The following is a 19,584-nucleotide window of genomic DNA, read 5'->3' as shown; positions in this document are numbered from 1 at the left end:
GCTTCCTTCCCTATCCGCTGGCTGAAAAGCGGCGCAGCTTAACCGTGCCGAATACAGGCTTCAGCCGTTAAGGTTTTGCGAGAGTTTTCGGAAGCATTCGGGAATACATTTCCTGACAGGAAATGTTAGTGCGTATGAAATACCGCACTCCTGGAAATTCAGGCGGCCCCAGGCCGCGATATTCAGGCCAAGCGTGACGATTTGGATTTCCGGCGAAGCCGTGTGGCCCACGCCAGAAAAGGACCGATCAGCATCCCCACCAAGAGCGCGAAGATCACCGGCACAGCCACCGACAGTTCAGGGGCCGCCCAGCCAAAAAACACCAACGCCACTGGCTGTTGGTTTTCAAGCATGAACACAACCGTCGCTGCCACGATCAGCAGCACGACGACAAAAAATATCAAACGTTTAAGATTTCGCATCGAGTATTCCCTCCAACGGCTATTGGAGTTCCTGTTCCTCGTCTTCGTTCACCCGGTCGCGCAGCTCTTTGCCCGGCTTGAAATGAGGAACGAACTTGCCGTCGAGGCTGACGGACTGCCCGGTCTTGGGGTTGCGACCCACGCGAGGCGCGCGGTAATGCAGGGAGAAACTGCCAAAGCCCCGTATCTCAATACGGTCGCCGGTGGCGAGGCACTGCGACATCTGCTCAAGCATGGTCTTGATGGCCAGCTCCACATCTTTGGATGAGAGCAGTCCTTGATGGGTGACAATTCGATCGATCAACTCCGACTTCGTCATATTTTTCCCTTCTTTTTCAAGCAGCTAGGTAAAGCGCTTTGAAGGTTTTAGCACGACCTAAGGTTTTTGAACAGCCCATGTTTCCACTTATGTGAACAGCGTTTCCAGGCAAGAGGCCATTATCCAGTCCAGGCCTTGTCAATCCGGGGCTTGGCGGAATACACCCATTGGCGCTTCGAGGGGCTGTTCCCCCATAAACCATCGCCCACAAAAAAGGGCGACCGAAGTCGCCCTTTTTCAATGGTCAGACAGAACTCAGTTCTGTTTTTCCATTTGAGCACGCAGCAGGTCACCCAGAGTGGTAGGACCTGTGTTCTCAGCGGTTTCAGGCTTGCTACGCAGGCTCTGAATCGCTTCTTTCTCGTCTTCAACGTCTTTCGACTTGATGGACAAGCTGATTACGCGGCTCTTGCGGTCGACGCTGATGATCTTGGCTTCGATCTCTTCGCCTTCCTTCAGAACGTTACGCGCGTCTTCAACGCGGTCACGGCTGATTTCGGAAGCTTTCAGAGTGGCTTCGATGTCGTCGGCCAGAGTGATGATGGCGCCTTTGGCGTCAACTTCTTTAACGGTACCGCGAACGATAGCGCCTTTGTCATTGACAGTGACGTACTCGGAGAACGGATCGCTTTCCAGTTGCTTGATACCCAGCGAGATGCGCTCACGCTCAGGATCAACCGACAGGATCACGGTGTCGAGCTCGTCGCCCTTCTTGAAGCGACGCACGGCTTCTTCGCCCACTTCGTTCCAGGAGATGTCGGACAGGTGAACCAGACCGTCGATGCCGCCGTCCAGACCAATGAAGATACCGAAATCGGTGATCGACTTGATGGTGCCGGAGATCTTGTCGCCCTTGTTGAACTGGCCAGAGAAATCTTCCCATGGGTTAGATTTTCACTGCTTGATGCCCAGGGAGATACGACGACGCTCTTCGTCGATGTCCAGAACCATGACTTCCACTTCGTCGCCGACTTGTACGACTTTCGAAGGGTGGATGTTCTTGTTGGTCCAGTCCATTTCGGAAACGTGTACCAGGCCTTCCACGCCTTCTTCCAGCTCTGCGAAGCAGCCGTAGTCGGTCAGGTTGGTAACGCGTGCAGTGACGCGAGTGCCTTCTGGGTAACGTGCCTTGATAGCAACCCATGGGTCTTCACCCAGTTGCTTCAGGCCCAGGGAAACACGATTGCGTTCACGATCGTACTTCAGGACTTTTACATCGATCTCATCGCCAACGTTGACGATTTCCGATGGATGCTTGATGCGCTTCCAGGCCATGTCGGTGATGTGCAGCAGGCCATCGACGCCACCCAGATCGACGAATGCGCCGTAATCGGTGAGGTTCTTGACGATACCTTTGACTTGCTGACCTTCCTGCAGGGATTCCAGCAGAGCTTCGCGCTCGGCGCTGTTCTCGGCTTCCAGGACACTGCGACGGGAAACGACAACGTTGTTGCGCTTCTGGTCCAGCTTGATGACCTTGAATTCCAGCTCTTTGCCTTCCAGGTGCGTGGTGTCGCGCACTGGACGGACGTCAACCAGAGAACCTGGCAGGAACGCACGGATGCCGTTAACGTCGACAGTGAAGCCGCCTTTAACCTTACCGTTGATAACGCCCTTGACCACTTCTTCAGCTGCGAAAGCGGCTTCCAGAACGATCCAGCACTCAGCACGCTTGGCTTTTTCGCGGGACAGTTTGGTTTCGCCAAAGCCGTCTTCGACCGCGTCCAGCGCAACATGTACTTCGTCACCGACCTTGATGGTCAGTTCGCCAGCATCGTTGTAGAACTGCTCGAGCGGGATGACGCCCTCGGACTTCAGGCCAGCGTGTACGGTAACCCAGTCGCCGTCGATGTCGACAACGATACCGGTGATGATCGCACCCGGCTGAAGATTGAGGGTTTTCAGGCTTTCTTCAAAGAGTTCTGCAAAGCTTTCGCTCATTTTAATTCCTGTTGATAAAGGCGAAGAATCCGCCTATCTGCCACGCTCCAGACAACGTGGGTTTCGTTCATATGAAAGGAAGCCTGCGGGACTGTGACTGGTCTCCCACATGGCTCCTTGGTCATCCAGCGAGATCGCGAAGCGCGACTTCACTCAGGATGCGTTCCAGCACCTGCTCGATGGACAATTCGGTGGAATCCAGCTGGATGGCGTCATGCGCCGGTTTGAGCGGGGCTACCGCTCGCTGGGTGTCGCGCTCGTCGCGGACACGTATCTCATCTAGCAGACTCGACAGACTAACATCGTCCCCTTTCGCCTTCAACTGCAAATATCGGCGACGGGCACGCTCTTCGGCACTGGCCGTCAGGAAAATCTTCAGCGGCGCGGCGGGAAAGACCACCGTGCCCATGTCGCGGCCATCGGCGATCAGGCCCGGAAACTCCTGAAACGCACGCTGGCGCTGGAGCAGCGCTTCACGCACCGCTGGCAGCGAGGCCACCTGCGAGGCGCCACTGCCGATCTGCTCGTTGCGGATGGCCAAGGTCACTTCTTCGCCTTCGAGAATGATGCGCTGACCGTGATCGTCCGTCGCGGCCTCGAATTGCACGTCCAGGTGCGCAGCCAGCAGCTTGAGTGCCTCTTCGTTGGTCAAATCGACCCCATGATTGCGGGCCGCAAATGCCAGCAGACGATACAGCGCGCCTGAATCCAGCAAGCACCAACCCAGACGTTTGGCCAGCAGACCGGCTACTGTTCCTTTTCCGGAACCGCTTGGTCCGTCGATCGTAATGACCGGAGCTTGAGCTTTCACGATTGCCCCTCTTGCGCTACACGAATACCCACCTGGCCGCAGAGCGCCAGGAAATTGGGGAAAGACGTCGCCACATTGGCGCAGTCCCGGATACGAATCGGGGCTGACGCGCGCAACGACGCGATACTGAAAGCCATGGCAATACGATGATCACCATGACCGTTGACTTCACCGCCGCCGATCTTGCTGCCTTCAATAATGAGGCCATCGGCGGTCGGTTCAACCCTCACGCCCAAGGCGGCGAGACCCTCGGCCATGACCTGGATGCGGTCGGATTCCTTGACGCGCAATTCTTGCGCACCTCGCAATACGGTTCGCCCTGTGGCGCACGCAGCGGCGACGAAGATCACGGGAAACTCGTCGATGGCCAGCGGCACCAGCGCCTCGGGAATCACGATGCCCTTGAGCGCAGCGTGACGCACGCGCAGATCAGCCACGGGTTCGCCACCCACTTCGCGCAGGTTCTGCACGGAAATGTCCGCGCCCATCAAGCGGAGGATGTCGATCACGCCAGTCCGTGTCGGATTGACGCCCACGTGTTCGAGCAACAGGTCAGAGCCTTCGGCGATCGACGCAGCGACCAGGAAAAACGCCGCCGAGGAAATGTCGGCGGGCACTTCGATGCGCGTCGCCTTGAGCGTGCTGCCCGCTTCGACCGACGCGGTCGCGCCATTGCCCGCGACTGGGTACCCGAAACCACGCAGCATACGCTCAGTGTGGTCGCGGGTGGGCGCAGGCTCAGTGACGGTTGTCGTGCCGTTGGCGTACAAACCGGCCAGCAGCAGGCAGGATTTGACCTGCGCGCTGGCCATCGGCATCACGTAAGAAATACCTTTCAACGACTGGCCGCCGCGAATGGTCAGCGGCGGGCGACCGTCGGCGGCGGTGTCGATCACGGCCCCCATTTCCCGCAACGGTTCGGCCACTCGCCCCATCGGGCGCTTGGACAACGACACGTCGCCCGTCAGCACGCTGTCGAAACGCTGCGCCGCCAGCAAGCCGGAAAGCAGGCGCATCGAGGTGCCGGAATTGCCGAGATAGATAGGACCCGGCGCAGGCTTCAGCCCGTTGAGGCCGACACCGTGAATGGTCAAACGCCCATGGTGCGGGCCTTCAATGACCACACCCATGTCGCGGAAGGCCTGTAACGTGGCCAGCGCGTCTTCACCTTCCAGAAAGCCTTCGACTTCCGTGGTGCCTTCGGCGAGGGAACCCAGCATGATTGCGCGGTGGGAAATCGATTTGTCGCCCGGCACACGGATCTGGCCACGCACGCTGCCGCCCGGCTGAGCCACAAACGTCAGGTCATCCGCAGCCACTTTCTCGACATAAGCACGGCGTGCGAGGATTTTGCCGAAATGTTCGCGGGCCACGCGAGCACGGGTGAATACGCCGAGCAGTTGATGGCCGTCGCCCGCATCCACGGCGTCTCGCAATGCATCGAGGTCATGACGGAAAGTGTCCAGGGTGCGCAGCACGGCCTCGCGGTTGGCGAGGAAGATGTCGTGCCACATGACCGGATCGCTGCCCGCGATTCGGGTGAAGTCTCGGAAGCCGCCCGCTGCGTAGCGGAAGATTTCCAGGTTTTCGTTGCGCTTGGCCAGCGAATCCACGAGACCAAAGGCCAGCAAATGTGGCAGATGGCTGGTCGCCGCGAGGACTTCGTCGTGCCGCTCGACCTGCATGTGCTCAACGTCGGCCCCCAACGCCGACCACATCCGGTCAACGAGCGCCAACGCAGCGGGATCGGTTTCAGGCAGCGGGGTGAGGATGACCTTGTGCCGACGGAACAGCTGAGCGTTCGAGGCCTCGACACCGCTCTGCTCGGAGCCGGCAATCGGGTGGCCCGGCACAAAACGCGCAGGCATCGCACCGAACACCTCGCAAGCGGCGCGCACGACATTGCCTTTGGCGCTGCCCACGTCGGTCAGCACGGCATCACCGAGGTCGAGGGTCGCGAGCACGCCCAGCAGTTTTTCCATCGCCAGTATCGGCACGGCCAATTGGATGACATCGGCACCGACGCAGGCGGCAGCAAGATTGTCTTCACAGCGATCAACGACACCCAGTTCGACGGCCAGCTTGCGCGATTGAGGGTCGAGATCGACGCCTACTACCTCGCGACACAGGCCGCTTTCTTTCAAACCTTTGGCGAACGACCCCCCGATCAAACCGAGCCCGACCACCACCAGGCGGCCGATCATAGGCGCAGTCGATTGCACTGCCGTGACATCCGACATGACATCAACCACGCGCCAGAACCTTGCTCAAGGCTTCAAGGAAGCGGGCGTTCTCGGCGGGCAGACCAATGCTGACGCGCAGATGGTTGGGCATGCCGTAACCCGCCACCGGACGCACGATCACGCCCTCGCGCAGCAGCCCCTCATAAACGGAGCCCGCTTCACGGCCCAGATCGACGGCGATGAAGTTGGCCTTGGACGGAATCCAGCCCAGGCCCATTTGGCGCAGAGCTTCTTCCAGTTGCTGCATGCCGGCTTCATTCAGGCGACGACTTTCTGCAACGAACGCCACATCGTCCAGCGCGGCACAGGCTCCGACCAGCGCGAGGCTGTTGACGTTGAACGGCTGACGAACACGGTTCAATACGTCGGCCACGACCGGCGAAGACAGGCCGTAGCCCACACGCAAAGACGCCAGGCCGTAAGCCTTGGAAAAAGTCCGCGAGACCAGCAGGTTCGGGTAGTCGGCCAGGAAACTCAGGCCGTCCGGCAACTCAGTGCCTGAGGCGTACTCGATGTAGGCCTCGTCCAGCACCACTAGCACGTCTTTGGGCACGGCAGCGAGAAAATCGGCCAGCGCCTGCGGGCCAAACCAGGTGCCGGTCGGGTTGTTCGGGTTAGCGATGAAGACCACTCGGGTATTGCTGTCGATGGCGGCGAGCATGGCCGGGAGGTCATGCCCCCAATCCTTGGCTTTTGCCACGCGAGCATCGGCGCCGACGGCCTGGGTGACAATCGGGTAGATCGCGAAGGCGTGTTCGCTGAACACCGCGTTCAGGCCGGGAGCCAGATAGGCACGGGCAACGATTTCGAGGATGTCGTTAGAGCCGTTGCCCAGCGTTACTTGATTGGGTTTGACGCCGCAACGCTCGGCCAACAACTGCTTGAGGTCAAAGCCGTTGCCATCGGGGTAACGGGTCAGCTCGGCCAGCGCTTCACGAATCGCTGTCAGCGCTTTCGGACTGCCGCCCAGCGGGTTTTCGTTACTGGCCAGTTTGATGATGCGAGCCGGATCGATATCCAGTTCACGCGCCAGTTCGTCCACCGGCTTGCCGGGAACGTAAGGCGATAGTTTTTGCACACCGGCCTGCGCCAGCGCGAGGAAGTCGCCGCTCATTTACCGCATTACCTCTTAGTAAAACAACAATCGCGCAGTCTCAGGCCGAGGCAACCCGGCGCAGAGACGGTGGCGATTTCAAGTCCGTCACCGCCGACAAGCCGGGCTGCTACAGAAATCGTGTGCGATCAGCGCCGCTTAGAGAACGGCTTTCGGATAGGAACCCAGCACCTTGAGCGCCACGGCTTCCTGGCTGATCCGCTCCAATACCGCCTTTATCAGCGGGTCCCGGTGATGGCCGACGAAATCGATGAAGAACACGTAGGTCCATTTACCGCTGCGCGAAGGCCGGGTCTCGATGCGGGTCAGGTCGATGCCGTTCTCATGGAAAGGCACCAGCAACTCATGCAGCGCACCCGGCTTGTTGCTCATCGACACGATGATCGACGTCTTGTCGTCGCCGGTTGGCGGCACTTCCTGGTTGCCGATCATCAGGAAGCGCGTCGAGTTGTCCGGGCGGTCTTCGATCTTCTCGGCGATGCGCGTGAGGTTGTACAGGCCCGCAGACATGTCACCCGCGATGGCTGCGGAATTCCACTCGCCCTTCACGCGCTTGGCAGCTTCGGCGTTGCTGGAAACCGCGACACGCTCGACGTTCGGGTAATGCGCGTCCAGCCACTTGCGGCACTGGGCCAGCGACTGAGCGTGGGAATAAATGCGGCTGATGCTGTCGGTCTTGGTGTTTTCGCCCACCAGCAAGTGATGGTGAATGCGCAACTCGACTTCGCCACAGATGACCATGTCGTGTTCGAGGAAGCTGTCCAGCGTGTGGTTGACCGCGCCTTCGGTGGAGTTTTCCACTGGGACCACACCGAAGTTGACTGCACCGGCGGCCACTTCGCGGAACACTTCGTCGATAGCGGCCATCGGCTTGCTGATCACGGCATGGCCGAAGTGTTTCAGCGCCGCCGCCTGCGTGAACGTGCCTTCAGGGCCGAGATACGCGACCTTGAGCGGCTGTTCCAGCGCCAGGCAGGACGACATGATTTCGCGAAACAGCCGCGCCATCTCTTCATTGCTCAGCGGGCCACGGTTGCGCTCCATGACGCGCTTCAACACGGCAGCTTCACGCTCGGGGCGGTAGAACACCGGCTCCTCGCCTTCTGCCAGGCTGGCCATTTTCACACGCGCCACTTCCTGCGCGCAGCGAGCACGTTCGCTGATCAGCTCCAGAACCTTTTCGTCCAAGCTGTCGATGCGGACGCGCAGCGCCTTGAGTTCTTGTTCAGACATCAGCCGTGTTCCTTCTCGAATTCAGCCATGTAGGCCACCAGCGCTTCGACGGCGTTCAGGCCCAGGGCGTTGTAGATCGAGGCGCGCATGCCGCCCACCGAACGGTGACCCTTGAGGTTGAGCAGCGCACGCTCTTCGGCACCGGCCAGAAACGCCTTGTCCAGACGCTCGTCCGCCAGACGGAACGGCACATTCATCCACGAACGGGCGTTGTGGCTGATCGGGTTGGTGTAGAAGTCGCTGGCATCGATGAAACCGTACAGACGGTCTTTCTTCGCCCGGTTGCGCTTCTCCATCGCATCAACACCGCCCTGCTCTTTCAGCCACTCGAAGACGAGGCCCGACAGGTACCAGGAATAGGTGGCCGGGGTGTTGTACATTGAGCCGTTGTCGGCGGATATCTTGTAATCGAGCATCGTCGGGCAACTGCTGCGGGCTCGACCCAGCAGGTCTTCGCGAACGATCACCACCACCAGGCCGCTCGGGCCGATGTTTTTCTGGGCACCGGCGTAGATCAGGCCGAACTGCGAGACGTCGATCGGGCGCGACAGGATGTCCGAAGACATGTCGACCACCAGCGGAACGTCGCCAGTCTCAGGCACCCAGTCAAACTGCAGGCCGCCAATGGTTTCGTTGGAAGCATAGTGAACATAAGCGGCGTTTTTGGTCAGGTTCCATTCGTTCTGGCCAGGAATCGCCAAGTAGTCGAATGGCTTGGCGCTGGCCGCGACATTGACATTACCGAAGCGACGGGCTTCTTCAATGGCCTTTTTCGACCAGATGCCGGTTTCGATGTAATCGGCCGTGCCGTTTTCCGGCAGCAGGTTCAGCGGAATCTCAGCGAATTGCTGGCTCGCGCCACCTTGCAGGAAGAGGATTTTGTAGTTGGAGGGGACGGACAGCAGCTCGCGCAGGTCTTGCTCAGCCTTTTCGGCGATGGCGGTGTAGTCGTCGCTGCGATGACTCATCTCCATCACTGACAAGCCCTTGCCGTGCCAATCCAGCATTTCAGCCTGGGCGCGCTGCAGAACAGCATCAGGAAGCGCGGCAGGGCCGGCGCAGAAGTTAAAGGCTCGCTTGCTCATATCCACTCTCGTCAACTCGTAGAATTCGAAACGGCCTGGCCACCAGGCTTGCGCAAGGGCTGGCCAAAGCCAAGAGGGCCCTGCAAGGGCCCTCAAGTACAACGTCTATCAGTCCTGCGGTTCTTCGTCGGAAGCAGCATCGGCTTGCAGATCGCTGGCCGATTCGTCAGCGTCGGCCTCGGACAGATCGACAATCTCGCCGTCCAGCACGCTGCCGTTCAACGCTTCGCCTTCCAGCTCTTCGCCTTCGAGCTCTTCACCTTCGACTTCGGACGGCTCCTGAACACGCTCCAGGCCGACCAGTTTCTCGTCTTTCGCCAGTTTGATCAGGGTCACGCCCTGAGTGTTACGGCCCAGACTCGACACTTCGTCGACACGGGTGCGAACCAGGGTGCCCTGATCGGAGATCAGCATGATCTCTTCGCCGTCCTGCACCTGAACCGCGCCGACCAGACGGCCGTTACGCTCGTTGCTGACCATGGCGATAACGCCCTGACCGCCACGCTTGTATTCAGGGAACTCAGTGATTGCCGTGCGCTTGCCGTAGCCACGTTCGGAGGCGGTGAGAATCTCGCTGCCTTCTTCCGGGATCAGCATGGAAATCAGCTTCTGCCCTTCGGCCAGACGCATGCCACGCACACCGCGTGCCGTACGGCCCATGGCGCGAACGTCGGATTCCTTGAAGCGGGTGACCTTGCCGCCGTCGGAGAACAGCATGATTTCCTGCTCGCCGTCGGTGATGGCTGCGGAAATCAGGATGTCGCCTTCGTCCAGCTCCAGCGCGATCAGACCGACGCTGCGCTGACGGCTGAACGCCACCAGCGGGGTCTTCTTGACCGTACCGTTGGCGGTGGACATGAAGATGAACGGAGCCTTCTTCTTGTCTGCGGCCTTGATACGCGCCTTACGCTCTTCTTCGGTCTCGTTGCTGTTCTCGATGTCTTCGACATCGGTTTCCACGCCTTCGGCCTCTTCTTCGTCAGCCTGCTTGCGCATGGCCTCCAGATCGACCGGCAGCATGGTGGTGATGTATTCGCCTTCGCTCAACGGCAGCAGGTTGACCAGCGGACGACCACGGGCCGCGCGGGACGCTTCCGGAATCTCGTAGGTCTTGAGCCAGTACACCTTGCCTTTGCTAGAGAACATCAGCAGCGTGGTGTGGCTGTTGGCGACCAGCAGGTGAGCAATGTAGTCCTCATCCTTGACGCCGGTAGCCGATTTGCCTTTGCCGCCGCGACGCTGAGCCTGATAGACGGCCAGCGGTTGAGTCTTCGCATAACCGCCGTGGGAGATGGTCACGACGCGCTCTTCTTCCGGAATCATGTCGCCCAGGGTCAGGTCCAGACGCGCATCGAGAATCTCGGTGCGGCGGACATCGCCGTATTCGGCACGGATCAGTTCCAGCTCTTCGCGGATGACTTCCATCAGGCGCGTGGAGCTGTTGAGGATGCGGATCAGCTCGCCGATCTGGGTCAGGATTTCCTGATACTCGGTCAGCAGTTTTTCGTGTTCCAGACCGGTCAGACGGTGCAGACGCAGTTCCAGAATCGCCTGTGCCTGTTCCGGCGACAGGAAATACTTGCCGTCACGCAGACCGTATTGCGGGTCGAGGTTTTCCGGGCGGGACGATTCGGCGCCTGCGCGCTCGACCATCTCGACCACGGCGCTCGATTCCCACGGCGTGTTGATCAGGCCTTCCTTCGCTTCGGCGGGGGTCGGCGACGCCTTGATCAGTTCGATGACCGGGTCGATGTTCGACAGGGCAACGGCCTGGCCTTCGAGGATGTGACCACGCTCACGGGCCTTGCGCAGTTCGAACACCGTGCGACGGGTGACGACTTCGCGGCGGTGACGAATGAAGGCTTCCAGCAGGTCCTTGAGGTTCAGAATCCGTGGGCGGCCGTCGATCAGCGCAACGATGTTGATGCCGAACACACTTTGCAGCTGGGTCTGGGCGTAGAGGTTGTTGAGGATGACCTCAGGCACTTCGCCGCGACGCAGTTCGATGACCACGCGCATGCCGTCCTTGTCGGACTCATCGCGCAGCTCGGTGATGCCTTCGAGTTTCTTCTCTTTCACCAGCTCGGCGATCTTCTCGATCAGACGCGCCTTGTTCAGCTGATACGGCAGCTCGGTGATGACGATCTGCTGGCGACCGCCGACCTTGTCGATGTCTTCGACGAGGGAGCGGGCGCGCATGTAAATGCGGCCACGACCGGTCTTGTAGGCTTCGACGATACCCGCACGGCCGTTGATGATCCCCGCCGTCGGGAAGTCAGGGCCGGGAATGTACTGCATCAGTTCGTCAACGGTCAGGTCGCCGTTGTCGATCAGCGCCAGGCAACCGTCGATGACTTCACCGAGGTTGTGCGGCGGAATGTTGGTCGCCATGCCCACGGCAATACCGCTGGAGCCGTTGACCAGCAGATTGGGAATACGGGTCGGCATGACCGCCGGGATCTGCTCGGTGCCGTCGTAGTTGGGCACCCAGTCGACGGTTTCCTTGTGCAGGTCCGCCAGCAGTTCGTGGGCCAGCTTGGTCATACGCACTTCGGTGTATCGCATGGCCGCGGCGTTGTCGCCGTCCACCGAACCGAAGTTGCCCTGACCGTCTACCAGCAGGTAGCGCAGGGAGAAAGGCTGGGCCATACGTACGATGGTGTCGTAGACCGCAGTGTCACCGTGAGGGTGATACTTACCGATGACGTCACCGACCACACGGGCGGATTTCTTGTACGGCTTGTTCCAGTCGTTACCCAGTTCGCTCATTGCGTACAGTACACGCCGGTGCACGGGCTTCAAGCCGTCGCGCGCATCGGGCAGAGCTCGTCCGACGATGACGCTCATCGCGTAGTCGAGGTAGGACTGCTTCAGCTCGTCTTCGATATTGACCGGTAGGATTTCTTTGGCCAGTTCGCCCATGAGAAGCTCGATTCCTTTTTCTGGTGAAACCTCGCACATCCATCCGGGATGAACGAAGCTCGCCGCCGCCGGCGATTGCCTGGCGACGACTTACGACAAATCAGCGAGTTAAGCCATGGATTTGCGCAGTGAAGGGGGCCGCAATGCGCCCCCTTGGAAACCGCCGGATGTTACCACAAACGTCGTCGGACACGCAGCATTTGAGCGCTCTGCAAACACGCCATTTCGCCATCAGCGGCCTGAGAAGCGCTCACAGGCCCCTTTAGCGCTGACCCGGCTGGCCGGTAGCGCCTGCGACAAAGTGATCAATGCAAGCGTTTACGGCACATCAGCTGGGCCATTTTTGCTGTGTCAGGACGTTCGACGATGCCTTTTTCAGTCACGATGGCGTCGATCAGGTCCGCAGGCGTCACGTCGAACACCGGATTGAACGCGTCGACCTCGGCGCCGAGGCGCTGGCCGCCTACGTTCAGAATCTCGCTGCCGTCGCGCTCCTCGAGGGGAATGTCTTCACCGGTGGCGAGGTTCAAGTCGATGGTCGAACTCGGCGCGACCACCATGAAACGCACGCCATGGTGCATTGCCGCGACGGCCAATTGATAGGTGCCGATCTTGTTCGCGACATCCCCGTTGGCGGTGATGCGGTCGGCGCCGACGATGACCCAGGTCAGGCCCTTGGTTTTCATCAAGTGCGCGGCAGCCGAATCGACGGTCACGGTCACCGGGATGCCTTCATTGGCCAGCTCCCAGGCGGTCAGGCGAGAGCCTTGCAGCCATGGGCGGGTTTCGTCGGCGTACACGCGCTCGATCATGCCTTCTATATAGGCAGCGCGAATCACGCCGAGGGCCGTGCCGAATCCGCCCGTCGCCAGCGCGCCGGCGTTGCAGTGGGTCAGCACGGTTTGTAGGTTGCCCTGATGCTTGCGAATCAGGTCCACGCCGAGCTGCGCCATGGTCAGGTTGGCTTCACGGTCGCTGAGGTGAATCGCTACCGCCTCGGCTTCCATGGCCGGACGCGGGTCGTCGCCCTCTTTGATCCGATACAAGCGCTCGCGCATGCGGTTCAGCGCCCAGAACAGATTGACAGCCGTGGGTCGGGCGTTGACCAATAGATCGAAATCCTCTTCCAGCGCCATTTGCCAGTGGCCGCCCCGGGCGTAGCGCTCGAACACACCAAGAACCAGGCCATAGGCCGCCGCGATGCCGATGGCGGGCGCGCCGCGCACGACCATACTGCGGATGGCTTCGGCGACCCCTTCAGCGGTGTGATACGCCAGCCAGGTCTGCTCAAAGGGCAGGACGCGCTGGTCCAGCAGGTACAGCGTGCCATCCCGCCACTCGATGGCCTTGACCTTTTCTGCGGCCAGTAACTGATCGCGCATTGCACACCCCACATGATGAATTTTGAAGACCAGGGCGCTCAGAACATTCGAATCATTGCGGTGATCGAACCTTGGCTTTCGCGAGCTCGCTCGCTCCCACAATTTGTTTCGGATGCCAGAAATCAAAAGGCCAGCAGCTGAAAAAGCCGCCGATTATAGCGAGCCGCCCGCCAAGACGCTCGGGTATACTTCGCCGTCCCTGTATTGCGCCACTGGAAGCCCGTCCCCATGCCTGATTCCGCTGCCCCGCTCGACCTCTTGCTCCTGCCGGACTGGCTGGTGCCGGTCGAACCCGCTGGCGTCGTGTTGCAAAAACACGGAATCGGCATTCGTGACGGCCTCATCGCGTATATCGGCCCCAAGGCCGAAGCCTTGCGGCAAAACGCCCGGGAAGTGCGCGAGCTGCCCGGCATGCTGCTCAGCCCCGGTCTGATCAACGCCCACGGCCATGCGGCGATGACCCTCTTCCGCGGGCTGGCCGATGACCTGCCGCTGATGACCTGGCTGCAGGACCACATCTGGCCAGCCGAAGGCAAGTGGGTCGACGAAGACTTCGTGCGCGATGGCACCGACATCGCCATCGCCGAGCAGCTCAAGGGCGGCATCACATGCTTCTCTGACATGTATTTCTTCCCGAAAGTCGCCGCCGAACGCGTGCACAACAGTGGCATTCGCGCACAGATCACAGTGCCGGTGCTGGATTTCCCGATACCCGGTGCCCGCAATCCCGATGAAGCGCTGCACATCGGCATCGAACTGTTCAACGACATGGCCCATCACGACCGCATCCGCATCGCCATGGGGCCGCACGCGCCCTACACCGTCAGCGATGAAAACCTGGAAAAAATCCGGGTCATCGCCGACGAACTCGACGCTGCCATTCACATGCACGTTCATGAAACCGCCTTTGAAGTGAGCGAGGCTGTTCAACAATGCAATGAGCGGCCATTGGCGCGGCTGCATCGCCTGGGCCTGCTGGGCCCGCGTTTTCAAGCCGTGCACATGACCCAGATCAGCGATGACGACCTGGCCATGCTGGTAGAAACCAATTCCAGCGTGATTCACTGCCCCGAGTCGAACATGAAGCTGGCCAGTGGCTTTTGTCCGGTCGAGCGGCTATGGCAAGCGGGCGTCAACGTGGCGATCGGCACCGATGGCGCGGCCAGCAATAACGATCTGGATTTGCTCAGCGAAACCCGCACTGCCGCGTTGCTGGCCAAGGCCGTCGCCGGTTCCCCCACCGCGCTGGACGCCCACAGGGCGCTGCGAATGGCGACATTGAACGGCGCGCGCGCCCTGGGCATCGAAGACCAGACCGGGTCGCTGCAACTCGGCAAGGCAGCGGACATGACCGCGTTTGACCTGTCGGGTCTGGCGCAGCAGCCGGTGTACGACCCGGTGTCCCAGTTGATCTACGCCAGTGGGCGGGATTGCGTGACCCACGTGTGGGTCGGCGGCAAACAATTGCTGCAAGACAAGCGCCTGACACGCATGGATGAAGACGCGCTGATCAGGACCGCCAAGGCCTGGGGCAACCTCATCGCCGCCAAGGGCTGACGACGGGCGCACACCTTTTTTCACGATCAGGGCCACGCGCCGTGATCGGACACCGAATTTCACGTTTTAGAGGGATCACACATGAGCAACGTCGACCACGCCGAAATCGCCAAATTTGAAGCGCTGGCCCATCGCTGGTGGGACCGCAACAGTGAGTTCAAGCCACTGCACGACATCAACCCGCTACGGGTGAACTGGATCGACGAGCGCGTCAGTCTGGCGGGCAAGAAGGTGCTGGACGTCGGTTGTGGCGGCGGCATTCTCAGCGAGGCGATGGCCCTGCGCGGCGCCACGGTGACCGGCATCGACATGGGCGAAGCGCCGCTGGCAGTTGCCCAGTTGCATCAGCTGGAATCCGGCGTCAGCGTCGAATACCGCCAGATCACTGCCGAAGCCCTGGCTGAAGAAATGCCCGAGCAATTCGATGTCGTGACCTGTCTCGAAATGCTGGAGCACGTGCCCGATCCGTCCTCGGTGATTCGCGCCTGCTACAAGATGGTCAAGCCGGGCGGCCAGGTGTTTTTCTCCACCATCAACCGCAATCCGAAGGCGTACCTGTTCGCGATCATCGGCGCGGAATACATCATGAACCTGCTGCCTCGCGGCACCCATGACTTCAAGAAATTCATCCGCCCTTCCGAATTGGGCGCATGGAGCCGTCAGGCAGGTCTGGAGGTGAAGGACATCATTGGCCTGACGTACAACCCGCTGACGAAGCACTACAAACTGGCTTCGGACGTCGACGTCAATTACATGATCCAGACGCTGAAGGGGGCTTGAGTCATGCGCCTCAGAGCGGTTCTCTTCGACATGGACGGCACGCTGCTCGACACCGCACCGGACTTCATCGCGATTTGTCAGGCGATGCTCGCCGAGCGTGGATTCCCCCCGGTGAAAGACAAGCTGATTCGTGATGAAATCTCGGGCGGCGCCAAGGCCATGGTCGCGGCGGCGTTTGCGATGTCGCCGAATGAGCCGGAATTCGAGGCGCTGCGCCTGGAGTTTCTGGAGCGCTATCAGAAGGATTGCGCCGTCCACAGCCGGTTGTTCGACGGCATGGCCGAATTGTTGGCCGACATCGAAAAAGCCAAGCTGATCTGGGGCGTGGTGACCAACAAACCGGTGCGTTTCGCGCAGCCGATCATGGATCAGTTGGGGCTCAGCGGACGCTCTGCGGTGCTGATCTGCCCGGACCACGTGACCAAGAGCAAGCCGGACCCCGAGCCGTTGCTGCTGGCCTGCAAGATGCTCGATCTGGACCCGGCGAGCGTGCTGTTCGTGGGCGATGATTTACGCGACATCGAGTCGGGCCGCGACGCGGGCACCAAAACGGCGGCTGTGCGCTACGGCTATATTCATCCCCACGACAACCCCGACCACTGGGGCGCGGACGTGGTGGTGGATCACCCGCTGGAATTGCGGCGGGTGCTGGACAATGCGCTGTGCAGTTGCTGAGGGCTTTCAGTGGCGTAGGCCGCTTCTGATTCTGCCCGAAGGGCGTGGGAGCAAGCTTGCTCGCGATCTGCCGGGGTCGCGCTCGACCGCAGCAGTCGTAAAACCTGACACCTCGGTTGTATCAGATGTACTGCATCCGCCGGTTTTGCTGCCGCTTCGCGCCAGATCGCGAGCAAGCTTGCTCCTACGCCTTCGGCAGAAGCAGACTGCGGCGCCCCACACTTCAAGGACATACCCAAAGCGAGGCTCCCATGTTCAATTACTCCGCCCGCCCCGAGCTGCTCAAGGAACGCATCATTCTGGTGACCGGCGCGGGCCGTGGCATCGGGGCTGCTGCCGCGAAAACCTATGCGGCCCACGGTGCGACGGTGCTGCTGCTGGGCAAGACCGAAGCGAACCTGACCGCTATTTACGATGAGATCGAAGCCGCAGGCCATCCTCAACCTGCCGTGATTCCCTTCGATCTGGAAACCGCCCTGCCCCATCAGTACGACGAACTGGCGGCGATGATCGAAACCGAATTCGGACGCCTCGACGGCCTGCTGCACAACGCGTCTATCATTGGCCCGCGCACGCCCATCGAACTGCTGTCCGGCGAGCACTTCATGCGGGTGATGCACATCAACGTCAACGCGATGTTCATGCTCACGGCCGCGCTGCTGCCCTTGCTCAAACTGTCTCAAGATGCCTCGGTGGTGTTCACCTCCAGCAGCGTCGGGCGCAAGGGCCGTGCGTATTGGGGCGCCTATGGCGTATCGAAATTCGCCACCGAAGGGTTGATGCAGACCCTGGCTGACGAGCTGGAAGACGTGGCCTCGGTGCGCGCCAACAGCATCAACCCCGGCGGCACCCGCACCGACATGCGCGCACAGGCCTATCCTGCGGAAAACCCGCTGAACAACCCGACGCCTGAAGAGATCATGCCGGTGTACCTGTACCTGATGGGGCCGGACAGTTCGGGGATCAATGGCCAGGCGTTCGATGCGCAGACCAAATAGCCATCAGCTACAGGCTGCGGCCCCCTGTGGGAGCGAATTCATTCGCGAAAAATAGACCAGGCGATAGAGATGCTTCGCCTGGCCTACCCTTCGCGAATGAATTCGCTCCCACAGAAAGTCCCGATGCCAACCTGAGTCCGCGCGGTCGGCTCGTTGCCAACCCTCCTCTCGGCGGTTTTCCGTCGCCTCTTTGTAGTCCCTCGGCCTGTGATCCGGTACGTTAGTCAATTCCAAGGCGCGAGTGAGCTGTCCATCAGCCCTCCTTGACGCTAACCGTCTGATTTCTATGATGATCCGACCGAACGTTCGAATTGGCATGACTTTCGCTCTGTCAACGTCAGGCCCGAAGAGAGGCGCAGGAGCGAAAACATGAGTTTTCCAACAAGAACCAATGCCATCGATTTTGACAGTGCAAGGCTGCAACGCTTTGGGTTCGCTCACGCGCAGACGCCAGCGCAGCCGCTTCTGGACTATGACCAGCTGCAACGTCGCCTCGCCCTGCAACTGCAGACCAGCCTCGAAGCAGACAAGATTCTCTCGATGTTTTTTCACAACGTGAGCCAAGTCATCCCCCTCGACGCGCTCATCTACAAGCACCTGGGCACGGACCTGCGTCTGGAGTTCGGTGAGCGGGCACGGCACAACGCCAACTACCGCATGACGTATGAAGGCGAGCAGATGGGCGAGTTGGCGTTTCAGCGGGATCAACGTTTCAGCGAAGACGAACTGGCTCAGCTTGAATCCCTGCTGACCAGCCTGCTGTACCCGCTGCGTAACGCTCTGCTGTATCGCAGCGCCAGCCTGAGTGCGCTGCGCGACCCGCTGACGGGCGCGGGCAACCGGATTGCCATGGAGCAATCCCTGACCCGGGAAATCGAAATTGCCCGACGTCAGCAACAGCCGCTGTCGGTGCTGATGCTGGACATCGATCATTTCAAAGGCATCAACGACACCCATGGCCATGCCACGGGCGATGAAGTCCTGAGAGCGGTCGCGGATGCGATCAAGGACCGCCTGCGCAACATCGATCAAGTGTTCAGATTTGGCGGGGAAGAATTTCTGATCGTGCTGACCAATACCGGTCGTGAGTCAGCCGCACTGGTAGGCGAACGCCTGCGTCATGCGGCACTGCAACTCACGTACCCGGTCAACGGAAGCCCGGTGGAACTGACCGTCAGCCTGGGCTGCTCGACGCTGCTGCCGGGGGAATCCACCGACAGCCTGGTGCGTCGCGCTGACACGGCCCTGTACGCTGCAAAGCGCCAAGGCCGCAATCGCCTCGAAATGGCTGGCTGATCAGGCTCAGGCGCGAACAGCGAATCGGCGATCGAACGCAGGGGCTTTCGCTTCCTGCGGCCGTTCCAACACCATGCACCGTTCCAGGAACAGGTACATGTACTCATAACTCTTGCAGATCGCCATCCTGAGGTCCGCCTGCAATTGCTCGCTGGGGTGATTGCCGGCCAGCGTACAAATGATTTCCAGGGCTTCCCAAGGGTGGGAATCGTCATATTGAGCGTGCATTTTCAGCCACTTCATCGCGCGCTTTCGCAACTCCGGCGGGAACAAATCTGCGTATGTCTCTTGTGAGCATACGACAGCAGACCACTCACCGGTCGCGCCTTCGATGGCATAGTTAGTCGCTGCGATCGCGACGACCAGCGGCTCCGACGAACAGCTGTGCCAGCACCAGTGATTCAGTGCGTGCAACTCCGACGGAACGCGCTGCGCTTGCAGGTCCTCCAGCGTGACCCCATGGGCCGCGCTCCAATTTACCCAGTAATCGGCATGATTGAGTTCAACCCGAATATTGCGCATCAACCAGCGACGCGCCATGTCTTCGCCGGGATGACGGGCGAAACGGGTTTTGGTCAGGTTATGCGCCATGTAAACCGCAAACTGTTCAACGACAGGCCATCCGCCAATCAGATACTGGCGCATGGTCTTCGAACTCAGCTGACCATCTCGCATACGTTGATAAAGTTCATGCCCTACCACGCGTGCCTTGGCGTCACTGCAATCCTCGATCAATTGCTGTGCCCAAGCGGGGTAACTGCTGGCATCCATCAGCGGACCGGTTCTAATGAACATATCGATCACTG

15 protein-coding genes and 1 pseudogene are annotated in these 19,584 nt (G+C 60.2%); 5 read left to right on the top strand and 11 right to left on the bottom strand.

Annotation, left to right across the window (positions count from 1 at the left end; all coding sequences use genetic code 11):
* Window positions 1-182: 182 nt before the first annotated feature.
* The 10 genes and pseudogenes from ACIQAL_RS10610 to mtnA all read right to left on the bottom strand — a co-directional run bounded on the left by ACIQAL_RS10610 (window position 183) and on the right by mtnA (window position 13,472).
* Entirely contained in the window at window positions 183-422 is a 240-nt protein-coding gene (locus ACIQAL_RS10610) for a lipopolysaccharide assembly protein LapA domain-containing protein (RefSeq protein ID WP_401145043.1), read from the bottom strand.
* Between the two features lie 19 nt (window positions 423-441).
* Window positions 442-741, bottom strand: coding sequence for an integration host factor subunit beta (gene ihfB, locus ACIQAL_RS10605; RefSeq protein WP_401145041.1), 300 nt, complete (start codon window positions 739-741; stop codon window positions 442-444).
* Between the two features lie 255 nt (window positions 742-996).
* A pseudogene (rpsA, locus tag ACIQAL_RS10600) lies at window positions 997-2,682 on the bottom strand (30S ribosomal protein S1).
* A gap of 121 nt (window positions 2,683-2,803) precedes the next feature.
* Entirely contained in the window at window positions 2,804-3,493 is a 690-nt protein-coding gene (gene cmk / locus ACIQAL_RS10595) for a (d)CMP kinase (protein WP_401145039.1), read from the bottom strand.
* Window positions 3,490-5,697: a bifunctional prephenate dehydrogenase/3-phosphoshikimate 1-carboxyvinyltransferase gene (locus ACIQAL_RS10590; RefSeq protein ID WP_401145323.1), complete on the bottom strand. Its 2,208-nt coding sequence runs from the start codon at window positions 5,695-5,697 to the stop codon at window positions 3,490-3,492. The genes cmk and ACIQAL_RS10590 overlap by 4 nt, the downstream gene beginning before the upstream one ends.
* A 40-nt stretch (window positions 5,698-5,737) precedes the next feature.
* Window positions 5,738-6,850 (bottom strand): histidinol-phosphate transaminase, encoded by a 1,113-nt coding sequence (hisC, locus tag ACIQAL_RS10585; protein WP_401145037.1) that lies wholly within the window; start codon window positions 6,848-6,850, stop codon window positions 5,738-5,740.
* 138 nt (window positions 6,851-6,988) lie between these two features.
* A complete protein-coding gene (gene pheA, locus ACIQAL_RS10580) occupies window positions 6,989-8,083 on the bottom strand; it encodes a prephenate dehydratase (RefSeq protein WP_166596675.1) in 1,095 nt (364 codons plus the stop codon).
* Complete coding sequence (serC, locus tag ACIQAL_RS10575) at window positions 8,083-9,168, bottom strand: 3-phosphoserine/phosphohydroxythreonine transaminase (RefSeq protein WP_401145035.1); 1,086 nt, start codon at window positions 9,166-9,168, stop codon at window positions 8,083-8,085. The genes pheA and serC overlap by 1 nt, the downstream gene beginning before the upstream one ends.
* A 108-nt stretch (window positions 9,169-9,276) precedes the next feature.
* On the bottom strand, window positions 9,277-12,090 hold the full coding sequence (gene gyrA, locus ACIQAL_RS10570) for a DNA gyrase subunit A (protein WP_401145033.1): 2,814 nt from the start codon (window positions 12,088-12,090) through the stop codon (window positions 9,277-9,279).
* 305 nt (window positions 12,091-12,395) lie between these two features.
* Window positions 12,396-13,472, bottom strand: a complete 1,077-nt coding sequence (gene mtnA / locus ACIQAL_RS10565; protein ID WP_401145032.1) for an S-methyl-5-thioribose-1-phosphate isomerase — start codon at window positions 13,470-13,472, stop codon at window positions 12,396-12,398.
* 228 nt (window positions 13,473-13,700) lie between these two features.
* Between mtnA and ACIQAL_RS10560 the strand changes: the two genes are divergently transcribed.
* The 5 genes from ACIQAL_RS10560 to ACIQAL_RS10540 all read left to right on the top strand — a co-directional run bounded on the left by ACIQAL_RS10560 (window position 13,701) and on the right by ACIQAL_RS10540 (window position 18,778).
* Window positions 13,701-15,029, top strand: a complete 1,329-nt coding sequence (locus ACIQAL_RS10560; protein WP_401145030.1) for a TRZ/ATZ family hydrolase — start codon at window positions 13,701-13,703, stop codon at window positions 15,027-15,029.
* Window positions 15,030-15,110: 81 nt separating this feature from the next.
* Window positions 15,111-15,809: a bifunctional 2-polyprenyl-6-hydroxyphenol methylase/3-demethylubiquinol 3-O-methyltransferase UbiG gene (gene ubiG, locus ACIQAL_RS10555; protein ID WP_166596670.1), complete on the top strand. Its 699-nt coding sequence runs from the start codon at window positions 15,111-15,113 to the stop codon at window positions 15,807-15,809.
* A 3-nt stretch (window positions 15,810-15,812) separates the two neighbouring features.
* Window positions 15,813-16,484: an N-acetylmuramic acid 6-phosphate phosphatase MupP gene (gene mupP, locus ACIQAL_RS10550; protein WP_401145028.1), complete on the top strand. Its 672-nt coding sequence runs from the start codon at window positions 15,813-15,815 to the stop codon at window positions 16,482-16,484.
* Between the two features lie 251 nt (window positions 16,485-16,735).
* Window positions 16,736-17,482, top strand: coding sequence for a YciK family oxidoreductase (locus tag ACIQAL_RS10545; RefSeq protein WP_401145026.1), 747 nt, complete (start codon window positions 16,736-16,738; stop codon window positions 17,480-17,482).
* Between the two features lie 369 nt (window positions 17,483-17,851).
* Window positions 17,852-18,778: a GGDEF domain-containing protein gene (locus ACIQAL_RS10540; protein ID WP_401145024.1), complete on the top strand. Its 927-nt coding sequence runs from the start codon at window positions 17,852-17,854 to the stop codon at window positions 18,776-18,778.
* Between the two features lie 6 nt (window positions 18,779-18,784).
* Here the strand turns inward: ACIQAL_RS10540 and ACIQAL_RS10535 are convergent, their stop codons facing one another.
* Window positions 18,785-19,582, bottom strand: coding sequence for an iron-containing redox enzyme family protein (locus tag ACIQAL_RS10535; RefSeq protein ID WP_166596666.1), 798 nt, complete (start codon window positions 19,580-19,582; stop codon window positions 18,785-18,787).
* Window positions 19,583-19,584 lie beyond the last annotated feature (2 nt).

The sequence above is a fragment of the Pseudomonas sp. NPDC088368 genome, from assembly GCF_044753445.1.
In the GTDB taxonomy this organism is placed as follows: Bacteria; Pseudomonadota; Gammaproteobacteria; order Pseudomonadales; family Pseudomonadaceae; genus Aquipseudomonas; species Aquipseudomonas bambusae.
Note: the sequence above shows the minus strand (reverse complement) of the source record. Positions and strands in the feature narration are given on the sequence as shown.